Raw genomic sequence first — 23171 nt, 5'->3', positions numbered from 1 at the left:
GATCGATCCGCGGGAATCCGGACCCCCTCGCCGATGTCTGCTGTCTTCTCCCTCTCCAGTGCCGACACTGCCCGCCTGGCCGCGGCCGACCTGCCGCCGCGCGTGCGCGAGCTGCTGGGCGCGTTGATCGGCCTGTGCCACCAGGCCCTGACGGCACCGCTGATCCTGACCGTGGAAGCGCTGGAGCAGACCCTGCTGCATGACGCCGACCATGCACGCAACCCGCAACAGCAGGCTGACCTGCTGGCGCAGCGCGGCCAGCTGCATGCGTTCGCCGGCCACTTCAGCGACCGCATGCTCGATGCGCTGGCCGATGCGCTGGCGCGGCTGCGGGAACCGATCATACCGGTCATGGCCGCCACCACCCCACCGCCGTTGCCCGGCATGCTGGGGTTGACCCTGGTGGCTGAGCACGAAGTCGACCGCGACCTGCTGCTGACCGAAATGGTGCGCAGGGAAACGCTGCGTTCGGCCAACGCCTTGAACCTGCTCGGCCAGCGTCTGGGTGTTGTTGCCGGTGCACCAGCCTTTGAAGCCGATACCCTGCCCCTGGCACCGCAGTCCCTGTGCACGATGGTGCGCAAGCTGGCCGAACAGGATGCCCTCAGCGCCGAGGTGCAGATGGCGCTGTACCGGAGCTTCGAGCGGCAGGTGCTGGAGCGGCTGGGCGATGTGCTCGACCGCGCCAATGCGCTGCTGGCACAGCACGGCATCCTGCCCGGCCTGGTCTACACCCCGTACCTGGCGCGTTCTTCCAGCACCCGCCGGATCATCACCCAGTCGGTCGGCAGCGGCCGCAGTGGACGTCCGTCACCGCGCGTGCCCACGCCGATGACCGGTTGGGGGGGCTCGGCACCGGCCGGCTCGTGGTCGACGTTGATGCAGGACGCCTTCGCCGATGCGGCTGCGCCGGGCGCGTCGGCCGGGCTGACGGTACCGGCCAGCAGCGTGCTGCATGAAATGCTGCAACTGGCGCGGCAGGCCCCGCAGACAGCAGTGGATCCGCCAGCCCTGCCCAGTGCGGCAGTGGATGCCGTACTGGCGCGCCTGCAGGGCCAGGCCAGCGCCGCCAGCGCCATGACCGATCTGCAGGCCGCCGTTGTCGCCCAGCTGCGCAGCGAACATGGTGCGCAGGCCAACCTCGGCAGCCACGACCGTGACAATCTCGATCTGCTGCGCCTGCTGCTGCAGCAGGTACAGCAGCAGCAACGACCGGACCCGGTGCCGGCCGCCCTGCTTGCGCGCCTGCAGGTACCCCTGGCGCGCGCAGCGATGGCCGATCCCGGGTTCTTCGTGCGCGACGAACACCCGGCCCGCGAACTGCTCAACCATGTCGCTGAAGCCGGCGCCAGCTGGCTTGGCGATGACGATGTCGATCCGCAGCTGCTGCAACGGCTGGCACAGAGCGTGCAGGGCCTGCTCGGCCAGGATGCGCGCACGCCCGAGGCCTTTGCCGCCGCCAACGAAGAGATACAGCAGCACCAGCGTGCCGCCGCGCATCGCGCCGAACTGGCCGAACGCCGCCATGTGGAAGCCGCGCGCGGCAAGGAAAGGCTGGAACTTGCGCGACGCCAGGCCAATGCACAGATCGACCAGTGCTGCGACACGCGGGAACCGCCACGCTTCGTGCAGACACTGCTGCGCCAGGCCTGGGCGGACGCATTGACGCTGACCCGCCTGCGCCACGGCGAAGATTCGCCGCAGTGGCAGGAGCGCCTGCAGCAGACCGAACGCATCGCCGCGATCACGGCCGAGGCCGCCAGCGAAAGCAGCGCGACCGATGCTCCGCTGGCGACCGAGGTTGAATCGGCCCTGCTGCAGGTCGGCTACCACGCAGAAGAGGCAGCCGCCGTCGCCCGTCGCCTGTCCACGCCGGGCGGTGAAGACGAAAGCACCTCGCGCACCGAACTCAGCGCGCGCCTGAAGGCCCATGCACGTCTGGGCGAGCATGCGGGCACGCAAGCGCTGGCAGATGATGCCGCACCGCGCAGCGAGGCCGAGGAGACCTGCTACCAGCAGCTGTGCGCGCTGCCCTTCGGCAGCTGGTTCGATATCGATGATGGCGAAGGCGCTCTGCGCCGCCAGCGCCTGTCCTGGTACAGCCTGTTGACCGGCCATGTACTGCTGGTCAACGCGCGTGGGCAGAAGATCGGCGAAACCACGCTGGATACGCTGGCCCGGCAGATGAGCAGCGGACGCGCGCAGCTGGTCACCGAAGACAAGGGCCGGCTGGTCGACCGCGCCTGGCAGGCGAGCCTGAGCGCGCTGCGCGCACTTGCCACACGCCGCCAGCAGGAGCCCAATGCATGAGTACACAACCGCCCGTTGATACCCGCCGCGCGCCGCGCCGGCAGGTCTCCGACCTGGTGCCGGTGACCGACCAGATGCGCGACTGCGTGGTTGGACGCCTGGGCAACGTGTCCGAGACCGGCATGCTGATGCTGGCCAGCGCCCCGCTGCGCGACGATGCGCTGTATCAGTTGCGCTTCCCGTTGCCCTCGGCCGAGGGTCGCAGCGAGCTGATCGACGTCGGCGTACACCTGCTGTGGAGCGAACCGGCGCATGCGCCCGGCCAGAGCTGGGCAGGCTTCCGCTTCCTGACGCTGTCACGCGAGCATCGGCAGCTGCTGCGCCGGTGGATCGGCGAAGACAGCGACGAGGCACCGGTTTCGACGGGCTGAGTGCCGGTTCCGGCACAGCGGATTGCGTCGGTATCCGGCAGAATCTAGGGCCGTTTTCCGTGTCGAGCCACCGCAATGATCCAGCAAGACTCCGGCGCCCTGTATCCCGACCACCTGGCCGTGCTGTGCCGACGCGCCGAGCAGGCGCTGGCACGCGGCGGCTTCGACCATCTGGTGGTGCCCAGCGGCACCCTGCACTACCAGGTCTTCGACGACCGTGATTACCCGTACGCGGTCAACCCGCAGTTCAAGGCCTGGCTGCCGCTGACCCGGGTGCCCAACAGCTGGATCGTGTTCACCCCGGGCAAGCGTCCGGCGGTGATCTTCCACCAGCCGTTCGATTACTGGCATGTAGTACCGGACGCCCCGAGCGGCTGGTGGGTCGACCACTTCGACATCCACATCATCCGCACGCCCGAAGAGGCGCTGGCGCTGCTGCCGTCCGATCCGGCGCGCTGCGCGATCCTGGGCGAACCGCAGAGCGCGCTGGGCGCCTATGTGCCCAACAATCCGGCGCCGGTGGTGAACTACCTGGAATGGCATCGCGGCAGCAAGACGCCGTATGAAATCGCACTGATGCGCCAGGCGCAGGTGCTGGGCGTGCGCGGCCATCGCGCGGCCGAAGCGGCGTTCCGCAACGGCGCCGACGAGTTCAGCATCCACATGGCGTATTGCCAGGCCGTGGGACAGGACGCCACTGAACTGCCGTACGGCAACATCGTGGCCCTGAACGAACATGCGGCGGTGCTGCATTACACCGAACTGGGCCGCAGGGCACCGCAGCCGCTGCGCAGCTTCCTGATCGACGCCGGCGCCAGTGCGCATGGTTATGCCAGCGACATCACCCGCACCTACGCCGCCGCCGGCCATGGCGAGTTCGCGGCGATGATCGAAGCCGTCGATGCCGCGCAGCAGCAGATGTGCGCGGCCGTGCGCCCGGGCTTCGACTACAAGCAGCTGCATGTTGATGCGCATCTGTCGCTGATGGGCGTGCTGAAGGACTTCGGCGTGATCAAGGTTTCGCCGCAGACCGCGCTGGAAACCGGCGTCAGCGCCGCGTTCTTCCCGCATGGCATCGGCCACCTGATCGGCCTGCAGGTGCACGACGTGGCTGGTTTCGCTGCCAGCGACGAAGGCGGCCGCATCGAGCGCCCGGCCGGCCATCCGTACCTGCGCCTGACCCGCGTGCTGGAACCGGGCATGGTGGTGACGATCGAGCCGGGCCTGTACTTCATCGACATGCTGTTGAACGAAGTGAAGGCAGCCGGCCATGGCGATACGATCAACTGGGAGCGCGTGGATTTCTTCCGCCCGTATGGCGGCATCCGCATCGAAGACGAAGTGCTGTGCACTGATGGCGAGGCGGACAATCTGACGCGGCCGGTGTTTGCGGCGGCGAACGGCTGAGCCCCTCGTGGTTGGTCGCGTAGAGCGGTTCATGGGTTAGGCGGGGCGGGTGGGCCGTGCAGGGGACGCTGCAAGTACATCCCTGTAAGCTCGATGGCGCCATCCATGGCGCCAACGCCCCTGCACGGCCCACCCGCCCCGCCTCTGACAGTTTCCTGCGCGCGGCCAGCCACGGAAGAAAGAAAGAAAAGCAAAAGCGGGTCGCTCGCTCGCGCCTTCCGCGCCTTTGTAGAGCCGAGCCACGCTCGGCTGCTTTTCGCCTGAAAACCCCCGCGCTTCGCGCGTAAGCCGAGCATGGCTCGGCTCTACAGAAGCGCGTCATCCACGCCGCAGGTCGCGGGAAACTGTCGAAGGCGGGGTACTGTGGGTTTGCGGGGTGTGAGCCGCATGGATGCGGCGACCAAGCCTACAAGGACGTACTTGCGGCGTCCCCGCAAACCCACAGTACCCCGCCATCCCACGGAATGCCGCTGTTGCTGTTGCTTCGGCTGTTGCCTCTGCAGGTGCAGGGCTGCAAGCCCTGCCGAAAACCCTTACCCCGCCATCAACGCTTCGATCTCGTCGGCGCTGCGTTCCAGGCCTTCGGTCAACACCCGATGTCCGTCGTCGGTGATCAGCACGTCATCTTCGGTACGGATGCCGATGCCGCGCCAGCGCGGTTCCACCGTCGTGTCGTCCACGCCGATGTACAGCCCCGGCTCGATGGTGAAGGCCATGCCCGGCTCCAGCAGGCGCGAATCGCCGGCCAGGCGGTAGTCGCCTACGTCGTGCACATCCAGCCCGATCCAGTGCCCGGTCTTGTGCCGGTAGAAACGCTGGTACAAGCCTTCCGTGAGATTCTTTTCCAGCGTGCCCTTCAACAGGCCCAGCTGCAGCAACCCCTCGGTGAGGGTCTGCACCGCCGCCAGATGGCCCATTTCGTACGCTACGCCCGGTTTGGCCTGGGCCAGTGCCGCCGCCTGCGCCGCCCCCACCAGATCATGCAGCGCGCGCTGCTCGGCGCTGAAACGCCCGTTGACCGGGAACGTACGGGTGATGTCGCTGGCATAGCCGCGATACTCGGCACCGGCATCGATCAACACCAGTTCGCCGTCGCGCGAGCGTGCGTTGTTGTCGCGGTAATGCAGGATGCAGGCGTTGCGGCCGGCACCGACGATGCTGCAGTACGCAGGCACCGCGTCGTTGGCGCGGAACACCCGCTCCAGCTCGGCCTGCAGTTCGTACTCGTGAATGCCGGCCTTCGCGGCCTGCATGGCGGCACGGTGCGACAGCACGCTGATGTCGGCCGCGCGCTGCATCAACGCCACCTCGGCACCGGACTTGAACAACCGCTGCTCGTGCAGCAGATGGCCCAGTTCCAGGAACTCATGCGGCGGCTGCGCACCGTGGCGCACCTGCGAACGTACGCGGTTCACCCAGCCGATCAGCTTCAGGTCGAAATCCGCATCGCGGCCGAAGTGGTAGTACACCCGCGACCGCCCTTCCAGCAGGCCCGGCAGGATGTCGTCCAGATCGGTGATCGGGTAGGCATCGTCCATCGCGAACTGGGCCACGGCGCCTTCCTGGCCGGCGCGACCACCATCCCAGGCTTCGCGCTCGGGATCGCGCTCGCGGCAGAACAGGATGGCCTCGCCGTGGCGGCGGCCGGGAATCAGCACCAGCACCGCTTCCGGCTCCGGGAAGCCGGTCAGGTACTGGAAATCCGAATCCTGCCGGTACGGATAATGGGTATCGAGGCTGCGCACCTTCTCCGATGCCGCCGGCAGCACCAGGATCGCGTCTTCGCCCGCCATGTCCATCAGTTGCCGGCGGCGACGCTTGTACTCGCCGGCAGCGATGCCGGTGCGCTGCTTGATATCCATCAGTTCAGGCGCTGCCGATGGCGCGCGGCCAGCACCACGTCACCGTGCAGCAGCAGCACCGCCACGCGGATGAATTCTTCGATCTCCGACAGCGCTTCGTCGTCATCATCACCGCCGGCTTCGAAGTCCTCGCTCGAGGCGCGGGCCAGGCTGGCCAGGTCGTTCAGTGCCTCCTCGCCTTCTTCGGACAGGGTCGGCCGGTGGCCGCCGCTGCCCAGGCCGAAGCCGCCCAGGAAGGAACGGGTCCAGCTGAACATGGCGTCCGCCTGCGCGGCCACGTCGCTGCTGTCGGTCAACAGCAGCTCGAAGGCGAAGTCACGGTCTTCCAGCTGCTTGATGGTGGCCTCCAGCAACTGCGCCAGCGCACTGTCGGCAGCCACCTGCGGCAGATTGTCGTCGGCCAGCACGCGCGCCGGCCAGTCGTTGCCGGGGGCACCGCCGGCGGCCAGCCAGCCGCACAGCCCGCCATGCAGCTCGGCAGCAGTGGCGCCCAGGCCCAGTTCCTGGCTGGCGCGGGTAACGTCGTCGACGGAGGGAAGTTCGGTCATCGTGCGGCTCGTTCGGAAGGGAAACTGCGGAGCGCGCACGCGCGCGCCCGTGAGCCGGGTAGTGTAGCAATCTGTCCGCCTGCGCTTCGTGGCCGTCAGGCCCTGCTGCGACAGTGCTTGACCGCCCTGACCCGGCTTGCCTATCGTGCGGGCATGGAACCCGCCGATCCCCTTGCCCAGTTGCAGGCCTTCGCCGCCCGTGTGGAGGCGTTGCTCGACCGCAACCAGCGGCTGGCCGAGGAGAACCGCAGCCTGCGCCACCAGCAGGAACAGCTGGTGGCCGAGCGCTCGACGCTGCTGGCCAAGAACGAACAGGCGCGGTCGCGGGTGGAAGCGATGATCACCCGGCTCAAGTCCCTGGAGCAGCACACATGAGTGCCGAACCGGTCAGCGTCCGTATCCTCGACCGTGAATACACGGTCGGCGTCGGTGGTGATGAACGCGACAGCCTGATGGCGGCCGCCCGCCTGCTGGATGCGCGCATGCGCGAGATCCGTGGCAGCAACCGGATGGCCGCGGTCGACCGCATCGCGGTGCTGGCAGCGCTCAATCTGGCGCACGAGCTGCAGCTGCTGCGCGACGAGAACGCCCGCCAGGCGGTTGCCCTGCAACAGACCCTGGCCGACCTGAACCGGCGTCTGGACCGGGCAATCGACAGCAGCACGTGAGAAAGGCGCGTATTGCGCCTTCTCTTTTCTGAATTGGCACGCACTGTTGCCGACGAACGGCCTATCCAGATCACCCGCGGTAGCTATAATGGCCACGCGTTCTCTGCGGTACTCGACGGCATGTGCAAACATTCGCCTTGTCCCTTAAGAACGACACCGGGAGCGCGACAGCGCCGGGAGTGCAGGTCCGCCTCGTAGCGGGAAGCCCGATGGTTCTCCAGCGTTCCCACTTGAGCCCCCGGGTTCAAGGTCGTTTCGCATGCATCGACATTGCGGAGAATGCAATATTCCAGCAAGGGCGGCGTCTTCGGGCGTCGCCCTTGTTCTTTCCGGCACAATGACGGCTGATCCTTGCCGCACGCTGCCATGACCGACCCGCGACAGGCCCTGCGCCACGACCTGCGGCAACGCCGCCGCGACCTTTCCGCTCCCGCCCGTATCGCCGCTGCCGAATCGCTGGCCGATGCGCTGCTCGCGCTGCCGTTCGCCCCGCGCGAAGGCGCCGTGGCCGGCTATTGGGCGCTGGATGGCGAGATCGCCCTGCACCGCTGGCAGCTACAGCTGCCCGACACGCTGAGTTACTGCCTGCCAGTACTGCACGGCGACGTGTTGCGCTTCGCGCCCTGGCGCCCCGGCCAGCCGTTGACCAGCAACCGTTACGGCATCCCCGAACCGGACATCGCCATCGAAGACACCCTGGAACCGGCGCAGATGGCCCTGGTGGTGACGCCGCTGGTGGGCTTCGACGCACAGTGCCGGCGGCTGGGAATGGGGGGCGGCTGGTATGATCGCAGCTTCGCCTTCCGCCATGATCGGCCGGCGCCACCCTGGCTGGTCGGCGCGGCATTCTCGGTGCAGCAGGTCGAGTCCTTGCCGGTAGCGTCCTGGGACGTGGCGGTGGATGCGATCTGCACTGAAGCCGGCACCCTGCTCCCTTCCGCTGCCCCCGTGAACGCATGACCGCCCGCAAGCGCTACTGGCTGATGAAGTCCGAACCGGACGCCTTTTCCATCGATGACCTGGCCAAGGTCAAGGTTGAACCCTGGAATGGCGTACGCAACTACCAGGCGCGCAACTTCATGCGCGACGGCATGCAGGTCGGCGACGGCATCCTGTTCTACCACTCCAACACCAAGGTGCCCGGCATCGTCGGCCTGGCCACGGTGGCCAGCGCGGCCTACCCGGATGACACCCAGTTCGATCCGGAATCCGACTACCACGACCCCAAGAGCACGCGCGAAAACCCGCGCTGGATGCTGGTGGACGTGGCCTTCGACCGCAAGCTGAAGCAGGTGATCGCGCTGGACGAGATCAAGCTGCACGCCGACGAGCTTGGCGAAGGCTTCCCGCTGGTTGCCAAGGGCAACCGCCTGTCGGTGTTCCCGGTGACCGCCGCGCAGTGGAAGCTGCTGCTGTCGCTGGAAAAGAAATCCTGATTCCCTGCCTGAGAGCTCCCCGCAATGTCTGAAGCCAAGCGCCTGGCCGCCGAAAAGGCCATCGAGTACGTCGAAGACGGCATGATCGTCGGTGTCGGCACCGGTTCCACCGTCGCCTATTTCATTGATGCGCTGGCCCGCATCCAGCATCGCATCAAGGGTGCGGTGTCCAGTTCCGAGCAGAGCACCGCGCGCCTGAAGCAGCATGGCATCGAGGTGATCGAGCTGAACCACACCGGCACCCTGTCGCTGTACGTGGATGGCGCCGACGAGTGCGATGCCAACAAGTGCCTGATCAAGGGCGGCGGCGCTGCACTGACCCGCGAGAAGATCATCGCCGAGGCCAGCGAGCGCTTCGTCTGCATCGTCGACCCGAGCAAGCAGGTGCCGGTGCTGGGCAGGTTCCCGCTGCCGGTGGAAGTGATCCCGATGGCACGCAGCCTGGTCGCCCGCCAGATCCGCGACATGACCGGCGGCCAGCCAACCTGGCGCGAAGGCGTGGTGACCGACAACGGCAATCAGATCCTGGACATCCACAACCTGCAGATCACCGATCCGGAAAAGCTGGAGCGCGAGCTCAACCAGTTGCCGGGCGTGGTCTGCGTCGGCCTGTTCGCACGTCGCCGTGCCGATGTGGTGATCGTCGGCGGCGAGCCGCCGATCGTGCTCTGACCCTTTCGAAGGACACTGACGATGTCGTTGCTGCGCTCCCTGCTGATGCTCCCGCTGCTGGCCCTGACCGGCTGCGCCACCGATGCCGCCCGCCACTGGGTGGAACTGGGCGGCGCACGCTATGACGTTGAACTGGCCACCAACGATGAAACCCGCGCGCGCGGGTTGATGTTCCGCGACCAGATGGCCGAGGACCACGGCATGCTGTTCGTGCATGACCGCGAGGAAATGCAGGCGTACTGGATGAAGAACACCAAGATCGCGCTGGACATCCTGTACTTCGACAGCGAGCGGCGGTTGGTGAGCCAGCAGCGTGACGTGCCGCCGTGCTCGGCCGGCGACATGTGCCCGCCCTACCCCAGCGGCGGCCCGGCACGCTTCGTGCTGGAGCTCAATGCCGGCCAGGCGGAGAAGCTCAAGCTGAAGGATGGTACCGAGCTGACCTTCGGCCCGGGCATCGAGAAATAAAGGTTCGGCCGGGCTGCGCCCGGCACCCGCCGGATCAACATCAAATGCATCCTCTGGGCGTCCGAGGGATGGCGGGGCGATGTGGGCTTGCAGGACACGCCGTAAACCCATCCCTGGGGGCTCGTAGGCGCCATCCATGGCGCCTGCGGTCCTGAAAGCCCACACCGCCCCACCTCTGACAGTTTCCCGCTGCTGTTGGTGGGTGTCGACCTTGGTCGACACGGTAGATCCACGCCACGCGTGGATGGGGGAAATCGGTGGGATGAGAAATTCACGCCACGCTGCTTGAAACCGCCCACGATTGCCGCCAGTCTGTGGGCATGCAGGACCGGATCACACTCCCCGACTGGGATGCACTGGCCGCCTTCGACGACGAGGCGCTGCCACTGCTGCCGACCGCATTGCTGATCGCGCGCGATGAATATCCCGATCTGCAGCCGTCGACCTACGATGCGCTGGTGCAGAGCCATGTCGAGCACCTGCGCGCCGAGGTGGACAGCATCGAGCACAGCCCGCTGAAGATGGCGGCCATCAACCGGCATCTGTTCGATGAGCTGGGCTACAGCGGCGACCACCAGGAGTACTACGACCCGCGCAACAGCTACCTCAACCAGGTGTTCGAGCGCCGTCTGGGCAATCCGATATCGCTGGCGCTGGTGCAGATGGAAGTGGCGCGACGGTTGGGCATTCCGCTGGACGGCGTGTCATTTCCCGGTCATTTCCTGGTGCGCCTGCCGGTCGACGACGGCGTGCTGGTGATGGACCCGTTCAACGGCGGCCGCCCGCTGGATGTGGACGAACTGCGCGAACGCGCCAAGTCGCACCTGGGCGGGCAGATGCCCGACGACCAGGTGCTGGCGCAGATCCTCGATCCTGCACCGAGCCGCGCGATCCTGATCCGCATGTTGCGTAACCTGCATGGTGTCTATGCCGAGGCCAGCGAGTGGGACCGTGCCGCGCGCAGTGCCGACCGCCTGCTCAAGCTTGCCCCCGAACAGGACGATGCCCTGCGCGATCGCGGCCTGGCCTACCTGCAGCTGGACTACCTGGCCGGCGCGCGCAACGACCTGGGCCTGTACCTGAAGCGAAACCCCGAGGCCAGCGACGCGCAATGGCTGCGCGAGAAGCTGATCGACCTCGGCGGACCGGTACCGCGGCTGCATTGAGTGAGGTTGTCGGGTGTGTGGACCAACGGTCCACACCCACAGGAGGGCCTGGCGGCACCTCCCTCAATCGATCTCGACCATCTCGAAATCGTCCTTGGTCACGCCGCAATCCGGGCACGTCCAGGTCTCTGGAATGTCTTCCCAGCGCGTGCCCGGGGCAATGCCCTCTTCCGGCAGCCCATCCGCTTCGCGGTACAGGAATCCGCAGACCACGCACATCCAGGTACGCAGGGTGGTGGGGGTGGCTTCGGTCATCGGATAATCGGGGCTGGATTCACGGGCCGCCATTGTCCCATCGCGGTCCACTCACCGGTAGCCATCAATGACTTCTGCTTCCCCGACGCCCCGCGGCGTCTACCTGATCACCCCGGATGAACCCGATACCGCCCGCCTGCTGGCGCGAACCGCGCCGCTGCTGGCCGCCGGTGCCACTTGGCTGCAGTACCGCAACAAGACCGCCGGCGATGCCCTGCGGCGGGAACAGGCTACGGCGCTGCAGGCCTTGTGCGCCGCCCACGGCGTGCCGCTGATCGTCAACGACGACCCGGCGCTTGCCCAGGCCATCGGCGCGGCCGGCGTGCACCTGGGCGGCACTGACGGTGACATCGGCGCCGCCCGCAGCCTGCTCGGCGCCGACGCCATCATCGGCGCCTCCTGCTACGACCAGCTGGCCAACGCCGAGCGTGCCGTGGCGGCCGGCGCCAGCTACGTGGCGTTCGGCGCGTTCTTCCCCACCACCACCAAGGTCACCAGCAGTCGCGCCCACACCGACCTGCTGCGGCAAAGCGCCGCACTGGGCGTGCCGCGGGTGGCGATTGGCGGCCTCAGCCCGGACAATGTCGGTCCCATCATCGATGCCGGCGCCGATCTGCTGGCCGTGGTCAGCGGCATCTATGCCGCGCAGGACCCGGTCGCGACCCAGCGCGCCTACCTCGCCCGTTTCGATACGCCGCAGTAATACCCAGGAAACCCCATGAACCACGACCAGTCCCACGCCCTGTTCTCCCGCGCCCAGGAACTGCTGCCCGGCGGCGTCAACTCACCGGTGCGCGCGTTCAAGTCGGTCGGCGGCGAACCCTTCTTCGTCGAGCGCGCCGACGGCGCCTACCTGTACGACGTCGACGGCAACCGCTACATCGACTACGTGGGTTCGTGGGGCCCGATGATCGTCGGCCACAACCACACCGCCGTGCGCCAGGCGGTGAAGAAGGCGATCGACAACGGCCTGTCCTTCGGTGCGCCGTGCGCAGCGGAAGTGACCATGGCCGAGACCATCACCCGTCTGGTGCCGTCGTGCGAGATGGTGCGCATGGTGAATTCCGGCACCGAAGCCACCCTGTCGGCGATCCGCCTGGCGCGCGGTGCCACCGGCCGCAACTGCATCGTCAAGTTCGAAGGCTGCTATCACGGCCACGGCGACTCGTTCCTGGTCAAGGCCGGCAGCGGCATGCTGACCCTGGGCGTGCCGACCTCGCCCGGCGTGCCGGCCGGCCTGAGCGAACTGACCCTGACCCTGCCCTACAACGACTTCGAGGCGGCCACCGCTCTGTTCGAGGCACGCGGCAGCGAGGTCGCCGGCCTGATCATCGAACCGGTGGTCGGCAACGCCAACTGCATTCCGCCGCGCGAGGGCTACCTGCAGCACCTGCGCGCGCTGTGCACGCAGTACGGCGCCCTGCTGATCTTCGACGAAGTGATGACCGGTTTCCGCGTTGCCCTGGGCGGTGCGCAGGCGTACTACGGCATCAGCCCGGACCTGACCACCTTCGGCAAGATCATCGGCGGCGGCATGCCGGTGGGTGCCTACGGTGGCCGTCGCGAGCTGATGCAGCAGATCGCCCCCGCTGGCCCGATCTACCAGGCCGGTACGCTCAGCGGCAATCCGGTGGCGATGGCCGCCGGCCTGGCCATGCTGCAGCTGATCCAGCAGCCGGGTTTCCACGACGATCTGAGCGCGCGCGCCGCACGCCTGTGCGCGGGCCTGGAAGCGGCCGCCGCCGATGCCGGCGTGGCGGTGACCACCACCCAGGTGGGCGCGATGTTCGGGCTGTTCTTCACCAGCGAAAAGGTGGAGACCTATGCCCAGGCCACGGCCTGCGACATCCCGGCGTTCAACCGCTTCTTCCACGCGATGCTGGACCAGGGCGTGTTCCTGGCACCGTCGGCGTACGAGGCTGGCTTCCTGTCCAGCGCCCACGATGATGCGGTGATCGAAGCGACGCTGGCAGCGGCGCGCGTGGCGTTCAAGGCGGCCAAGGGCTGAGATCGGGCCCCGGCGGGTGCCGACCTTGGTCGGCATTGCGGTGGCACGGCATCCACGCGTGGCGTGGATCTACCAGGCTGCGTGCGGCGTTCCACCTGTAGAGCCGAGCCATGCTCGGCTTACCGCGCGGAGCGCGGAGAGCAGTCGAGCATGGCTCGACTCTACAGACGGCATCAACCGAAGACGAACTTGCCCTTCATCATCGCGAAGTGGCCGGGGAACGAGCAGAAGAAGGTGTAATCACCGCCCTTCTGCAGACCCTTCGTGGAAAAACGCACGCGGGTGGTCTCGCCACCACCGATCACCTTGGTGTGGGCCAGAACACGCTTGTCGGCCTTCGGCAGGTAGCTGTCGGCCAGGGTCATGCGCATGCCCGCCATCGCCACCGGCTGGTAGTCAGCGGTGCGGGTCAGCACCCAGTTGTGGCCCATCGCGGTGGCGGCCAGCTTGCCGGTGTGGCGCAGGGTCAGGTCCACTTCGCTGCAATCGGCGGCCACCTTGATCTCGCGGCTGCTGAAACTCATCTGGTCGGTGCTGTCGATGCTCACCGCACACACGCGCGCCATCGCCGACGGCGCCAGCATCAACGCGCCCAGTCCCACCGCTACCATCCAAGCCTTCATCATCGCGTCTCCTGCAGGTTCGATGGCCATTCTAGGCAGCGGCCTGCGCGCCCGGCTGCGACCGTGTGTCGCAGTCGGGGTCCAGGGTTTGCGTGGGGATACGGCAATGGCATGCTCGACGGATGCGGATCGACCTTCTCCTGCTCGATGTCGATGGCGTGCTGGTGCACTACCAGCGCGCGCAGCGCGTGCTGCATCTGGCGCAGGCGCTGGACGTGCCGACCGCGCACGTGCAGGCCGCGCTGTACGACAGCGGACTGGAAGCGGCACACGACAGCGGCACGCTGGATGGCGCGCGCTATCTGGCCCGGCTTGGCGAACTGCTCGGCACAACGGTAACGCTGCCAACCTGGATCGCCGCACGCTACGCGGCCAGCCACCCGCAACTGCCGGTACTGCAACGGCTGCAGGCACTGCAGGTGCCGATCGCGGTGCTGACCAACAACGGTGCGTTGATGGCACAGGCGCTGCCGACGCTGCTGCCGCAGCTGTTTCCTGCATTGCAGGATCGCGTGTTCTGCAGCGCGGATTTCGGCCTGCGCAAACCTGCGCCGGAAGTGTTCCTGCGCACGCTCGCAGCCCTCGGCGTGGCACCGGCGCACACGCTGTTCGTCGATGACCTGTTCGCCAACGTGCGCGGTGCGCGCGCGGCGGGCCTGCATGCGGAAACGGTGCACGATGGCCGCGGCTTGGGCATGGTATGTAACCGCTATCGGTTGGCGTCACCCCCGTTAGCCCCGCCCCCATGCTCGGCTCAACGCGGTATCAGGCAACAGGAGCCGAGCATGGGCTCGGCTCTACAGGGATTCCGCGGCAACGGGGTCAGAGCCCTCTCCGCAGGAGAGGGATCCGACCCCGACGTTGGGGCTTCAGCGTGCTGCGATGAACGCGGCAATCGCCGCGCGCAGGCGCTTCAGGCCTTCGGCCACTTCTTCGTCGGTGATGTTCAGCGACGGCACGAAGCGCAGCACGTCCGGACCGGCCTGCAGGGTCAGCAGGCCCTGCTCGGCGGCGTGGTCGAGGATCACCCCGGCCTGGCCAGCAAAGTCCTTGCTCAGCACGGCGCCCAGCATCAGGCCGCGACCGCGCACTTCGCTGAACACCTTGAACTCGTCGTTGATGCGGGCGAAGCCATCACGCAGCGCCTTCGACTGGCGGCTGACATTGGCGGCGATTTCCGCCGAGGCCAGCTTGCGCAGCGCCACGCGGGCGACGGCCGCGGCCAACGGATTGCCACCGAAGGTGGTGCCGTGGGCACCGAACTGCATGGTTTCGGCCACCTTCGGGCCGGCCAGCATCGCACCGATCGGGAAACCGCCACCGAGCGCCTTGGCCAGGGTCACCATGTCCGGCACCACGTCGTCCTGCCAGTGCGCGAACAGCGTACCGGTACGGCCCATGCCAGCCTGGATCTCGTCGAGCACCAGCAGTGCGTTGTGCTGGTCGCACAGTTCGCGCACGCGCTTGAGGAAACCGGACTTGGCCGGCATCACCCCGCCCTCGCCCTGGATCGGCTCCAGCATCACCGCCGCTACGTCGCCGGCGGCCATTGCCGTTTCCAGCTGCACCTCATCATTGAAGTCGATGTAGCGGAAGCCCCCGGGCAGCGGCTCGTAGCCTTCCTGGTACTTCGGCTGCGCGGTGGCGGTCACCGCGCCCATGGTGCGGCCATGGAAGCTGCCACGGAAGGTGATGATCACACGCTTGTCGGCCGGACGGCCCTGGCTGGAGGCCCACTTGCGGACCATCTTGATCGCCACTTCATTGGCTTCGGCGCCGGAGTTGCACAGGAACACACGCTCGGCGAAGCGGCTGGCCTTCACCAGTTCCTCGGCAAGGTGCAGCGGCGGCGCGCTGTAGAAGACGTTGCTGGTGTGCCACAGCTTGCCGGCCTGTTCGACCAGTGCGGCCACCAGGTCCGGGTCGTTGTGGCCCAGGCCGCACACGGCGATGCCGGCGGCCAGGTCGATGAACTCACGGCCCTGGCTGTCCCACACGCGGGCGCCCTGGCCTCGCTCCAGCACCACCTGGCGGGGCTTGTACACCGGCAGGTAGTAGTGCGACAGGGAGATCAGCGGATCGGTAGCGGCGGTCATGGCAGTCGGCAGGGTTCAGGAACGCCCATTCTCGCGCCGGAACCGGTGCGGCACAATGCACGCATGCGACCGTTTTCCGCCCCCCAGCTGAACCCCGCCACCGAGACCGGCTGGCGCCGCCGGTGGTTCGACATCATCTACCGCCACGACAGCCGGCCCTCGCGCAATTTCGACCTGCTGCTGGTGTACGCGATCATCGCCAGCGTGCTGGTGGTGATGTTCGACAGCGTGCAGCGTTTCCACATCGCCCACGCCGACTGGCTGTACGTGCTGGAATGGGGCTTCACCATCCTGTTCACCGCCGAATACGTGCTGCGCCTGGCGGTAGTGAAGCGACCGCTGCGCTATGCAGTGAGCATCTGGGGCATCATCGACCTGGCCTCGATCCTGCCGACCTACCTGTCGCTGTTCATTCCGGGTGCGCAGAGCCTGCTGGTGGTGCGCGCACTGCGCATCCTGCGCGTGTTCCGCATCCTCAAGCTGACCCGCTACATCGAAGAGAGCGGCGTGCTGATGCAGTCGCTGTGGCGCAGCCGGCGCAAGATCCTGCTGTTCCTGTTCACGGTGGTCACCATCACGATCATCGCCGGCACCCTGATGTACGTGATCGAGGGGCCGAACCATGGCTTCACCAGCATCCCCAGCAGCATGTACTGGGCGGTGGTGACGATGGCCACGGTCGGCTTCGGTGACATCGTGCCGCAGACCGTGCTCGGCCGCTTCGTCACCTCGGTGCTGATCCTGATCGGTTACAGCATCATCGCCGTGCCCACGGGCATCTACACCGCCGAGCTGGCCAGCACCATGCGTGATGCCGAACTGGCCGCGCGTCGCGATGCCCGTGGCTGCCCGCACTGCGGCCTGGAAGGCCACGAACCGGATGCGCGGCACTGCCGCAAGTGCGGCGGACCGTTGCCGGATACGTTCAGCCACTGACGGGAATGCCGGCCAGCGGCCGGCACTACCAATGCCTGCGACAGTAGGTCCACGCCATGCGTGGATGCAACGTGCTGCATCCACGCACGGGGTCGATCCACCGGCGCAATCCATGCCGTTGCAGGTGGTCAGCAGGTTGCTGGTGGTCAGCAGATGGTTGCAGGCCGCGACCACCCTCGACGGTATCCCTCAAAGTGCGCTGCCCCGGGGCGCCTCATCCAGTTCGTGCAGGCCTGGAAAGGCGCTGGCGTGCCGGTTACTGGCGGTTGCTCTGGAAAACGAGCGAGTTATATTCCTGCATCAGCTTGCCGGCAGAACCACGCGGCGCCATCGAGGGCGAATCAAGCATGCGTCGTTCGAAGTCGGTGTAGGGCGTGTTGGCGCTGACGCGCTGCAGCCGCTCCTTGCCTTCACGGCGGAAGTTCTCGGCCTCGCGTTCGAAGCTGTTCCAGTCCAGCTTGCCCGGCTCCTGGTCGGCGACCTTGGCATGCGCTTCATCGGAAATGCGGTTGAAGGCATCCAGGCGTTCGCGCGCCTTGGCCTGATCGAAGTCGTCCTCGGTCATCAGCTCCACGATGGCCTTGGCTTCCAGCATCATCGCCAGACGGTAGTACCCGCGCGTGCGCCCTTCGGCCTGTTCCAGCGCTTTGAGCTGTTCGCGCTGGGCAGCGTCGTTCTGGCGCTCCAGTTCGGCGTTGAACGTTTCACTGGCAACCACGAAATCCTTGAAGGCGGTCATCAACGGCGCGTGCAGCTGCTTGCCCTTGGCAAACCTGTCGTCTTCGTAGTCCTGACGCTCGTAGTAGTCGTGGGCTTCCTTGCTGATCGGCACCAGTGCCTTCAGCGCCTGCTGGTACTGACCTGCAGCGGCATCGAGATCGGCAAGCGCCGGCTTGGCGGCGATCGCTTCGGTCACGGGGGCGTCGCATTGCTTCAAGTCGTAATCGCTGATCTCGAACGGCCCGTACACGTTCGTCTCGCGCCCGCTCGGGCCGGCATCCACGTCCTTGATCCAGCGCGTATAGGACTGGATGCTGCCGTGCGTTTTCGAATCAAGCGCGTTGAAGCAGCCAATGTAGGCGTTGAGCTTCGCGGTCAACTGCTGCTGGGCGTCGGCCGGCGCCGCGTTGGCCTCCGGCTTTCCGGAAGAACCCGCGCCGCCAGCGGCTGTGGGTGCCTTGTCGCCGCAGGCGGCCAGGATCAACGACAGCGAAGCGGCCAGCGCCGCGATGGAAAGAGTGCGTGACATGGGCTCACATCCCTGTTGAAAACGATTACAGCCGCGCATTCTAGCGCAGCGGGCCGAGGGCCGCAGCCGTCGGCCTCTTTCCACCGGCGGGCTCAATCCAGGAACAGATCCGGCAGCAGCGGACGCGACGCATCCACCGCATACCCGGAAAGATCGGTCACGCCGGCCTCGGCCAGCACCTCGTCATCGATCAGGAAACGGCCATGGAAGCCGGCCGCTTCGCGCACCAGCACCGCGTGCGCAGCATCGGCCATGATCTGCGGCGTACGGCAGCCGCCGACGTCCACGCCGGGAATCATGTTGATCGCATCGGTCGCAATGACCGTGCGCGGCCACAACGCATTGACCGCCACGCCCTGCGGGCCGAACTCGGCAGCCAGGCCGAGCGTGACGAAGCTCATGCCCATCTTCGCCAGCGTGTAGCCGGTGTGCGCGCCCCACCACTTGGGATCGAGGCTCGGCGGCGGTGCGAGGGTCAGGATGTGCGGATTCGGCGCCTGCAGCAGGTAGGGCAGGCAGGCCTGCGCACAGAGGAAACTGCCGCGCGAATTGACCTGCTGCATCAGGTCGAAGCGCTTCATCGGCGTGTCCAGGGTGCCGCGCAACCAGATGGCGCTGGCGTTGTTGACCAGGATGTCGATGCCACCGAAGGTGTCCACGGTGGCGGCAACCGCCGCCTGCACCTGGTCTTCTTCACGGATGTCGCACTTCAGCGCCAGGCCCTGGCCACCGGCTGCGGTGACGGCCTCGGCGGCGCTGTGGATGGTGCCCGGCAGCTTCGGATTGGGCACCGACGACTTGGCAGCAATGGCGACGTTGGCGCCATCGCGCGCGGCGCGCAATGCGATCGCCAGGCCGATGCCACGCGAGGCACCGGTGATGAAAAGGGTTTTGCCCTGCAGACTGCCCACGTTCCACACTCCAGCGTATGCAATGAGCCGCTAGTATGCCGCGCCGACGCGGAGTTCACCGCACGTTGACGATACTGGCGGCCCGGTCACTGCACGAGGTCCACGCCATGCGCTGTTCCCGCCTGTTGTTGCCTGCCTTGGGCCTGGCCCTGCTCACTGCCTGCCAGGGCCGTTCGCCTGAACCCGGCAGCGCGCCGGCCAAGGATGACGCCGCCAGCGTCGACAAGGCAGCTGGCGATGGCAAGCTGCGCTGGAGCGAGGCCGTTGTCTGGGATGGTGACCTCAATGCCTGCCGCCAGGGCGACAGCGCGGCCACCCGCGATTGCCTGCGTGATGCGATGCGTGCCGGCGGCGCCAGTGCCGATGCGGTCACTGCCGCCGAACAGCTCTCCACCGGTGGCGAACTGGCCTACGTGACAGCCTGGCATGAACACGATGGCTTGGGCGTGGTCACCGTCGAATACCCATTCCGCGCCAACACCAATGAAGGCACCCGCCTGGTCGATGCCGCAGGCAAGCGTATCGACGTGGATGCAGTACAGCTGGACGACACGCTGCGCGCCGATCCCGGCGTGCAGGAGGTGCTGAAGGCGAACCCGCAGGCCACGCCGTTCGCGCCGGCCCAGGCCGCCGGTACCGCAGCGCTGGATGGCGGTGGCATCCGCCTGCTGTACCGCACGCCGCTGCGCGATTGCCATGCGTGCCCGGATGTGGGGCAGCTGCAGATCGGCTATGACTTCGATGGCAAGCGCAACTTCATCGGCCAGCAGGTGGTGCCGGTGACGCCGTAGGAGGCCGCCGCGCCATTCGGCAAAGCGCATCCACGCAGGGCGCGGATCTACCGATACCCGCGCACCTGCTTGTTCAGCAGGTGCGGCGCGATCCAGCGATGCACCGGCGCAACCGGCAGCATGTACAGGCGACCGAACGCGTTGTGGGTGTGCACCACCGTCGCCACTTCCAGCGCATCGCCGTGCCACTGCAGCGCCAGCTGCACGCGCAGATGGCGGTCGTCGTCTTCCAGCACGATGGCATCTTCGCCCAGCGCCTGCAGGGTGAAGATGCCGAGGCGTTGCCCGGGCTGTGGATCGACGGTCTGCTGCACCGCGCGCAGCGAGCCGAGATCCTTCATGCGCAGCAGCCGCATGCCACGGTTGCGCAGGCCCATCAGCCCGTCGAACCAGCCCGGCACCGCCGCTGCCATATCGCGGTAGGCCTGCAGCGCCGAACGCCCGTTGCGCGGCGCCGCCTCTTGGCAGGCGTGGACGAAATCAGCACCCGGCAGTTGCGAACGCAGCACACTGCCTTCGCTCAGCAGCGTGCTCACGGCTTGGGTCCCTGCCCTTCGTTGTCTTCCCAATGCAGGATGCGGCGGGTGACGAAGCGGTAGACCGGCTTGCCGGTGGCGAACCATAGGTCGCGCACCCACGACGTGCGCTTGAGCACGCGCTTCTCCACCGGTGTCAGCGACGCGCGGCAGTACATGCGCTTGTGCTTGAGCAGGTGGCGCAGGTCTTCGCGCGCCAGCAAGCGCATCCAGCGCGAGCGCGGGTCGCCGATCACCGCCAGCTGGAAGTCGATCAGCGCCGGGCGACCGTCCTCGGTCACCAGCCAGTTGGCTTCCTTGGCCAGGTCGTTGTGGGCCACACCGCGTCGATGCAGCTGTTGCAGCAGGCGACGCGCGGCGCGGAACCAGGCCACATCACCGCGCGGCGGGCGCTGGTACATCGCATCGCCGGCCATGAAGCTGCGGTCCAGGTTGCGGCCATTCCAGTCCAGCAGTTGCGGCACGTCGGCCATGCCGTGGATGTGCTTCAGCGCACGCGCTTCGCGCCGCGCCAGCCACCACGCAGGCAGCCGCAGCCACAGCGGCGTGGCGCTCAGATCACGGCGCACGAAGGGGCCTTCAGGCCCCTGCACGAGGAGGATCCGGCCAAAACTGTCGGCCTTCAGTGCATGCGTTGGCGCGTTGTTGGATACAGGCATGGCGACATTCTAGGCGATGGCGATGGTTGCAAACGGTCACCAAGCGGCTGGGAACCAGTCACCTTCACGCCTCTATAATCGGGAAATGGACTCTTCATGGATCGACGCCACCCTCGCGTGGATTGCCGCTCATCCCGTGTTGGCGGGTGCGGTCATCTTTCTGATCGCCTTCTGCGATGCGGTCATCATTCTTGGCGCCATCGTGCCAGCGCTGCCGTTGCTGTTCGCCGTCGGCGTGTTCATCGGCCTGGGCCAGATCTCCGGGCCGTATGCAGTTGCGGCTGCGGCGCTGGGTGCGTTCGCCGGTGATGGCATCAGCTACTGGATAGGGCGGCGCTGGGGCGACCGCCTGCGCGGCGTCTGGCCGTTCAGCCGCTACCCGCAGCTGCTCGACCGGGGCGAGAACCTGTTCCGCCGCAATGCGTTCAAGAGCATCCTGATCGCCCGCTATGTCGGTGCCATCCGCCCATTCGTGCCCGCCATCGCCGGCATGATGAAGATGCCTGCCAGCCGTTACGTGCAGGCCAGTGGCATCGCCAGCATCTCCTGGGCCGTGCTGTTCCTGGCCCCGGGCTGGATCCTCGGCGAAGCCTATGACGCCGTCGCTGCGGTTGCCGGCCGGCTGGTCGTGGTGGCCGGCCTGCTGGCGGTGATCCTCAGCCTGGTCTGGGCCATCGTGCTGTACGGCTATCGCTGGTCGGCCGCACGCATGGACAACTGGCTGGCCCGCCTGCTCGACTGGTCCAACCGGCACCCGACACTCGGTCGCTACACCGTCGGCGTACTCGACCCCAAGCGCCGCGAATCGGTGCCGCTGGCGATGCTGGCGCTGATGCTGCTGCTGTTGGGCTGGGGCTGGTTCGCCCTGTTGACCGTGGTAGTCGCCCACGGCGAGCCCCTGGCGGTGGATCTGCTGGTGCACCAGGCGATGCTGGCGCTGCGCAATCCGCTGGCCGACTACCCGATGGCCGCCCTGGCCTCGTTGGGTGCATGGCAGGTGCTGCTGCCGGCAACCGCTGCAGCGATGGGCTATCTGGTCTGGCGCCGGCGCTGGATGGCGGCCGCCCATTGGCTGGCCGCATTGGCCTTCGGCCTGGCTCTGACCAAACTGCTCGGCGCCACCGTCGACGTGGTGCGCCCGATCGATGCCAGCAGCGGCTTCGGCTTCCCGTCGGTGTCAGTGACCATGGCCACCATCACCTTCGGCTTCTTCGCGGTGCTGATCGCCCGCGAAATGCCCGGCCGCACCCGCGTCTGGCCGTACCTGGTATCGGGCATCGTGGTCAGCCTGATCGGCTTCTCGCGCTTGTACCTGGGCGCGCACTGGCTGAGTGACGTCATCGGCGGCATGTTGTTCGGCACGTTCTGGCTGCTGGTGCTGGGCATCGCCTATCGCCGCCGCTTCAACCGCTCATTCTGGGTGAAGCCGGTGGCATGGCTGTTCTACGGCGTCTTCGCGGTGGCGGCGATGTGGTACGCACCGCGCAACATCGCCATCAAGCTGGAACGCTTCGAGCCGACCTTGCCGGCACCGCTGGCGATGGACGCGCAGGCCTGGTGGCAGCACGACTGGGCGAAGCTGCCGGCGCGTCGCAACGAGTTCGACGATGACCAGCGCTGGCCGCTGGATGTGCAGGTGGCCGGTCCGTTGGCGCAGCTGCAGGCGCAGCTGGAAGCGCGCGGCTGGCAGGTGCAGGCGCAGGCCGGCTGGCAGGAAGCGCTGCTGATGCTGGACAAGAACACCGGCGCCGATGAACTGCCGGTGCTGCCGGCGACCTTGGATACGCGCGTCGAAGCGCTGCTGATGGTGCGCCAGGGCGCACAGGCCGATGAGCGCTACGTACTGCGCCTGTGGCAGGCGCCAGCGCAGCTGCAGCCGGGCGACACCCCGTTGTGGCTGGGCAGCGCGCAGACCCTGCGCTACGAGCGTCACTTCCAGTGGATCGGCATGTGGCACCCGGTGCGCGGGATCGATCCGGCGTTGAACGCGGTGAAGGAAGCGGTGCAGGCGCTGCCTCAGCAGGAAGCCGTGCACCCGGAAACCGGCCTGCCGGTGCTGCGGTTGAAGACCACCGCGCCCTGATGGATCCGCCGGGCATGGCCCGGCGCTACCGCCTCTGTCCTGGTAGTCGCCAACCTTGGTTGGCGCTTTCGGGCAAAGGCTGCCAACCAAGGTTGGCATCTACCGGTTCTGCTCCG

General features: G+C 67.2%; 24 protein-coding genes, 1 other RNA gene and 1 pseudogene. 17 read left to right on the top strand and 9 right to left on the bottom strand.

The window, feature by feature from the left end:
• Positions 1-33 precede the first annotated feature (33 nt).
• From AC13GI_RS14645 to pepQ, 3 genes are all read left to right on the top strand, one after another.
• Positions 34-2310, top strand: a complete 2277-nt coding sequence (locus tag AC13GI_RS14645) for a DUF1631 family protein (RefSeq protein WP_482996672.1) — start codon at positions 34-36, stop codon at positions 2308-2310.
• Positions 2307-2681: a PilZ domain-containing protein gene (locus tag AC13GI_RS14640; RefSeq protein ID WP_380657990.1), complete on the top strand. Its 375-nt coding sequence runs from the start codon at positions 2307-2309 to the stop codon at positions 2679-2681. Before AC13GI_RS14645 ends, AC13GI_RS14640 begins: the two co-directional genes overlap by 4 nt.
• Positions 2682-2756: 75 nt before the next feature.
• A complete protein-coding gene (gene pepQ / locus AC13GI_RS14635) occupies positions 2757-4088 on the top strand; it encodes a Xaa-Pro dipeptidase (RefSeq protein WP_482996671.1) in 1332 nt (443 codons plus the stop codon).
• Between the two features lie 533 nt (positions 4089-4621).
• On the opposite strand, the gene AC13GI_RS14630 is transcribed toward pepQ, so the two are convergent.
• Both AC13GI_RS14630 and AC13GI_RS14625 read right to left on the bottom strand, forming a co-directional pair.
• The gene (locus tag AC13GI_RS14630; RefSeq protein WP_482996670.1) at positions 4622-5950 is read right to left on the bottom strand and encodes an aminopeptidase P N-terminal domain-containing protein; all 1329 of its coding nucleotides are present in this window, start codon (positions 5948-5950) and stop codon (positions 4622-4624) included.
• Positions 5950-6498, bottom strand: a complete 549-nt coding sequence (locus AC13GI_RS14625) for a YecA/YgfB family protein (RefSeq protein ID WP_089236676.1) — start codon at positions 6496-6498, stop codon at positions 5950-5952. The genes AC13GI_RS14630 and AC13GI_RS14625 overlap by 1 nt, the downstream gene beginning before the upstream one ends.
• A 153-nt stretch (positions 6499-6651) precedes the next feature.
• Between AC13GI_RS14625 and AC13GI_RS14620 the strand changes: the two genes are divergently transcribed.
• From AC13GI_RS14620 to AC13GI_RS14585, 8 genes are all read left to right on the top strand, one after another.
• A complete protein-coding gene (locus AC13GI_RS14620; RefSeq protein ID WP_025874200.1) occupies positions 6652-6873 on the top strand; it encodes a TIGR02449 family protein in 222 nt (73 codons plus the stop codon).
• Entirely contained in the window at positions 6870-7166 is a 297-nt protein-coding gene (locus AC13GI_RS14615) for a cell division protein ZapA (RefSeq protein WP_025874199.1), read from the top strand. The genes AC13GI_RS14620 and AC13GI_RS14615 overlap by 4 nt, the downstream gene beginning before the upstream one ends.
• Positions 7167-7263: 97 nt before the next feature.
• Positions 7264-7449: non-coding RNA, 6S RNA (gene ssrS / locus AC13GI_RS14610), on the top strand.
• Between the two features lie 83 nt (positions 7450-7532).
• Complete coding sequence (locus AC13GI_RS14605; protein ID WP_482996669.1) at positions 7533-8126, top strand: 5-formyltetrahydrofolate cyclo-ligase; 594 nt, start codon at positions 7533-7535, stop codon at positions 8124-8126.
• Complete coding sequence (locus AC13GI_RS14600; protein WP_265955900.1) at positions 8123-8602, top strand: EVE domain-containing protein; 480 nt, start codon at positions 8123-8125, stop codon at positions 8600-8602. The genes AC13GI_RS14605 and AC13GI_RS14600 overlap by 4 nt, the downstream gene beginning before the upstream one ends.
• A 24-nt stretch (positions 8603-8626) precedes the next feature.
• On the top strand, positions 8627-9274 hold the full coding sequence (gene rpiA / locus AC13GI_RS14595; protein ID WP_099820806.1) for a ribose-5-phosphate isomerase RpiA: 648 nt from the start codon (positions 8627-8629) through the stop codon (positions 9272-9274).
• Between the two features lie 21 nt (positions 9275-9295).
• Positions 9296-9742, top strand: coding sequence for a DUF192 domain-containing protein (locus tag AC13GI_RS14590; protein ID WP_180165848.1), 447 nt, complete (start codon positions 9296-9298; stop codon positions 9740-9742).
• 320 nt (positions 9743-10062) lie between these two features.
• Positions 10063-10908 (top strand): SirB1 family protein, encoded by an 846-nt coding sequence (locus tag AC13GI_RS14585; RefSeq protein WP_265952683.1) that lies wholly within the window; start codon positions 10063-10065, stop codon positions 10906-10908.
• A 63-nt stretch (positions 10909-10971) separates the two neighbouring features.
• Here the strand turns inward: AC13GI_RS14585 and AC13GI_RS14580 are convergent, their stop codons facing one another.
• On the bottom strand, positions 10972-11196 hold the full coding sequence (locus tag AC13GI_RS14580; RefSeq protein ID WP_312705166.1) for a rubredoxin: 225 nt from the start codon (positions 11194-11196) through the stop codon (positions 10972-10974).
• Positions 11197-11230: 34 nt separating this feature from the next.
• Between AC13GI_RS14580 and thiE the strand changes: the two genes are divergently transcribed.
• Both thiE and hemL read left to right on the top strand, forming a co-directional pair.
• On the top strand, positions 11231-11866 hold the full coding sequence (gene thiE, locus AC13GI_RS14575; protein ID WP_482996668.1) for a thiamine phosphate synthase: 636 nt from the start codon (positions 11231-11233) through the stop codon (positions 11864-11866).
• A gap of 15 nt (positions 11867-11881) precedes the next feature.
• Positions 11882-13171: a glutamate-1-semialdehyde 2,1-aminomutase gene (gene hemL / locus AC13GI_RS14570; protein WP_482996667.1), complete on the top strand. Its 1290-nt coding sequence runs from the start codon at positions 11882-11884 to the stop codon at positions 13169-13171.
• 173 nt (positions 13172-13344) lie between these two features.
• On the opposite strand, the gene azu is transcribed toward hemL, so the two are convergent.
• Entirely contained in the window at positions 13345-13794 is a 450-nt protein-coding gene (gene azu / locus AC13GI_RS14565) for an azurin (protein ID WP_100554198.1), read from the bottom strand.
• Positions 13795-13916: 122 nt separating this feature from the next.
• Between azu and AC13GI_RS14560 the strand changes: the two are divergent.
• A pseudogene (locus tag AC13GI_RS14560) lies at positions 13917-14513 on the top strand (HAD-IA family hydrolase); the annotation flags it as partial.
• 150 nt (positions 14514-14663) lie between these two features.
• Here the strand turns inward: AC13GI_RS14560 and AC13GI_RS14555 are convergent.
• Positions 14664-15890 carry an acetylornithine transaminase gene (locus AC13GI_RS14555; protein ID WP_482996666.1) on the bottom strand — a complete coding sequence of 409 codons (1227 nt, stop codon included), beginning with the start codon at positions 15888-15890 and terminating at the stop codon, positions 14664-14666.
• 63 nt (positions 15891-15953) lie between these two features.
• On the opposite strand from AC13GI_RS14555, the gene AC13GI_RS14550 reads away from it, so the two are divergent.
• Positions 15954-16826, top strand: a complete 873-nt coding sequence (locus AC13GI_RS14550) for an ion transporter (protein ID WP_089238093.1) — start codon at positions 15954-15956, stop codon at positions 16824-16826.
• Positions 16827-17082: 256 nt separating this feature from the next.
• Here the strand turns inward: AC13GI_RS14550 and AC13GI_RS14545 are convergent, their stop codons facing one another.
• The gene (locus AC13GI_RS14545) at positions 17083-18075 is read right to left on the bottom strand and encodes a YiiG family protein (RefSeq protein WP_482996665.1); all 993 of its coding nucleotides are present in this window, start codon (positions 18073-18075) and stop codon (positions 17083-17085) included.
• A 92-nt stretch (positions 18076-18167) separates the two neighbouring features.
• Positions 18168-18986 carry an SDR family oxidoreductase gene (locus tag AC13GI_RS14540; protein ID WP_093817934.1) on the bottom strand — a complete coding sequence of 273 codons (819 nt, stop codon included), beginning with the start codon at positions 18984-18986 and terminating at the stop codon, positions 18168-18170.
• A gap of 107 nt (positions 18987-19093) precedes the next feature.
• Between AC13GI_RS14540 and AC13GI_RS14535 the strand changes: the two genes are divergently transcribed.
• Positions 19094-19777 carry a hypothetical protein gene (locus AC13GI_RS14535; protein WP_482996664.1) on the top strand — a complete coding sequence of 228 codons (684 nt, stop codon included), beginning with the start codon at positions 19094-19096 and terminating at the stop codon, positions 19775-19777.
• A gap of 47 nt (positions 19778-19824) precedes the next feature.
• On the opposite strand, the gene AC13GI_RS14530 is transcribed toward AC13GI_RS14535, so the two are convergent.
• Both AC13GI_RS14530 and AC13GI_RS14525 read right to left on the bottom strand, forming a co-directional pair.
• Positions 19825-20313 (bottom strand): DUF2867 domain-containing protein, encoded by a 489-nt coding sequence (locus AC13GI_RS14530; RefSeq protein WP_482996663.1) that lies wholly within the window; start codon positions 20311-20313, stop codon positions 19825-19827.
• Positions 20310-20972: a serine/threonine-protein kinase gene (locus AC13GI_RS14525; RefSeq protein ID WP_099821611.1), complete on the bottom strand. Its 663-nt coding sequence runs from the start codon at positions 20970-20972 to the stop codon at positions 20310-20312. Before AC13GI_RS14525 ends, AC13GI_RS14530 begins: the two co-directional genes overlap by 4 nt.
• An 85-nt stretch (positions 20973-21057) precedes the next feature.
• On the opposite strand from AC13GI_RS14525, the gene AC13GI_RS14520 reads away from it, so the two are divergent.
• On the top strand, positions 21058-23055 hold the full coding sequence (locus AC13GI_RS14520) for a bifunctional DedA family/phosphatase PAP2 family protein (protein ID WP_099821612.1): 1998 nt from the start codon (positions 21058-21060) through the stop codon (positions 23053-23055).
• Positions 23056-23171 lie beyond the last annotated feature (116 nt).

Source organism: Stenotrophomonas sp. 82F1 (genome assembly GCF_056861525.1).
Note: the sequence above shows the minus strand (reverse complement) of the source record. Positions and strands in the feature narration are given on the sequence as shown.

What these genes read in the sequence shown, in the direction of transcription:
- azu (WP_100554198.1), bottom strand. Translation starts at nt 13,794, where the DNA reads ATGAAGGCTTGGATGGTAGCGGTGGGACTGGGCGCGTTGATGCTGGCG.
- rpiA (WP_099820806.1), top strand. Translation starts at nt 8,627, where the DNA reads ATGTCTGAAGCCAAGCGCCTGGCCGCCGAAAAGGCCATCGAGTACGTC.
- pepQ (WP_482996671.1), top strand. Translation starts at nt 2,757, where the DNA reads ATGATCCAGCAAGACTCCGGCGCCCTGTATCCCGACCACCTGGCCGTG.
- AC13GI_RS14555 (WP_482996666.1), bottom strand. Translation starts at nt 15,890, where the DNA reads ATGACCGCCGCTACCGATCCGCTGATCTCCCTGTCGCACTACTACCTG.
- AC13GI_RS14630 (WP_482996670.1), bottom strand. Translation starts at nt 5,950, where the DNA reads ATGGATATCAAGCAGCGCACCGGCATCGCTGCCGGCGAGTACAAGCGT.
- AC13GI_RS14590 (WP_180165848.1), top strand. Translation starts at nt 9,296, where the DNA reads ATGTCGTTGCTGCGCTCCCTGCTGATGCTCCCGCTGCTGGCCCTGACC.
- AC13GI_RS14615 (WP_025874199.1), top strand. Translation starts at nt 6,870, where the DNA reads ATGAGTGCCGAACCGGTCAGCGTCCGTATCCTCGACCGTGAATACACG.
- AC13GI_RS14605 (WP_482996669.1), top strand. Translation starts at nt 7,533, where the DNA reads ATGACCGACCCGCGACAGGCCCTGCGCCACGACCTGCGGCAACGCCGC.
- thiE (WP_482996668.1), top strand. Translation starts at nt 11,231, where the DNA reads ATGACTTCTGCTTCCCCGACGCCCCGCGGCGTCTACCTGATCACCCCG.
- AC13GI_RS14550 (WP_089238093.1), top strand. Translation starts at nt 15,954, where the DNA reads ATGCGACCGTTTTCCGCCCCCCAGCTGAACCCCGCCACCGAGACCGGC.
- hemL (WP_482996667.1), top strand. Translation starts at nt 11,882, where the DNA reads ATGAACCACGACCAGTCCCACGCCCTGTTCTCCCGCGCCCAGGAACTG.
- AC13GI_RS14585 (WP_265952683.1), top strand. Translation starts at nt 10,063, where the DNA reads ATGCAGGACCGGATCACACTCCCCGACTGGGATGCACTGGCCGCCTTC.
- AC13GI_RS14640 (WP_380657990.1), top strand. Translation starts at nt 2,307, where the DNA reads ATGAGTACACAACCGCCCGTTGATACCCGCCGCGCGCCGCGCCGGCAG.
- AC13GI_RS14545 (WP_482996665.1), bottom strand. Translation starts at nt 18,075, where the DNA reads ATGTCACGCACTCTTTCCATCGCGGCGCTGGCCGCTTCGCTGTCGTTG.
- AC13GI_RS14525 (WP_099821611.1), bottom strand. Translation starts at nt 20,972, where the DNA reads ATGCCTGTATCCAACAACGCGCCAACGCATGCACTGAAGGCCGACAGT.
- AC13GI_RS14625 (WP_089236676.1), bottom strand. Translation starts at nt 6,498, where the DNA reads ATGACCGAACTTCCCTCCGTCGACGACGTTACCCGCGCCAGCCAGGAA.
- AC13GI_RS14580 (WP_312705166.1), bottom strand. Translation starts at nt 11,196, where the DNA reads ATGGCGGCCCGTGAATCCAGCCCCGATTATCCGATGACCGAAGCCACC.
- AC13GI_RS14620 (WP_025874200.1), top strand. Translation starts at nt 6,652, where the DNA reads ATGGAACCCGCCGATCCCCTTGCCCAGTTGCAGGCCTTCGCCGCCCGT.
- AC13GI_RS14535 (WP_482996664.1), top strand. Translation starts at nt 19,094, where the DNA reads ATGCGCTGTTCCCGCCTGTTGTTGCCTGCCTTGGGCCTGGCCCTGCTC.
- AC13GI_RS14645 (WP_482996672.1), top strand. Translation starts at nt 34, where the DNA reads ATGTCTGCTGTCTTCTCCCTCTCCAGTGCCGACACTGCCCGCCTGGCC.
- AC13GI_RS14600 (WP_265955900.1), top strand. Translation starts at nt 8,123, where the DNA reads ATGACCGCCCGCAAGCGCTACTGGCTGATGAAGTCCGAACCGGACGCC.
- AC13GI_RS14520 (WP_099821612.1), top strand. Translation starts at nt 21,058, where the DNA reads ATGGACTCTTCATGGATCGACGCCACCCTCGCGTGGATTGCCGCTCAT.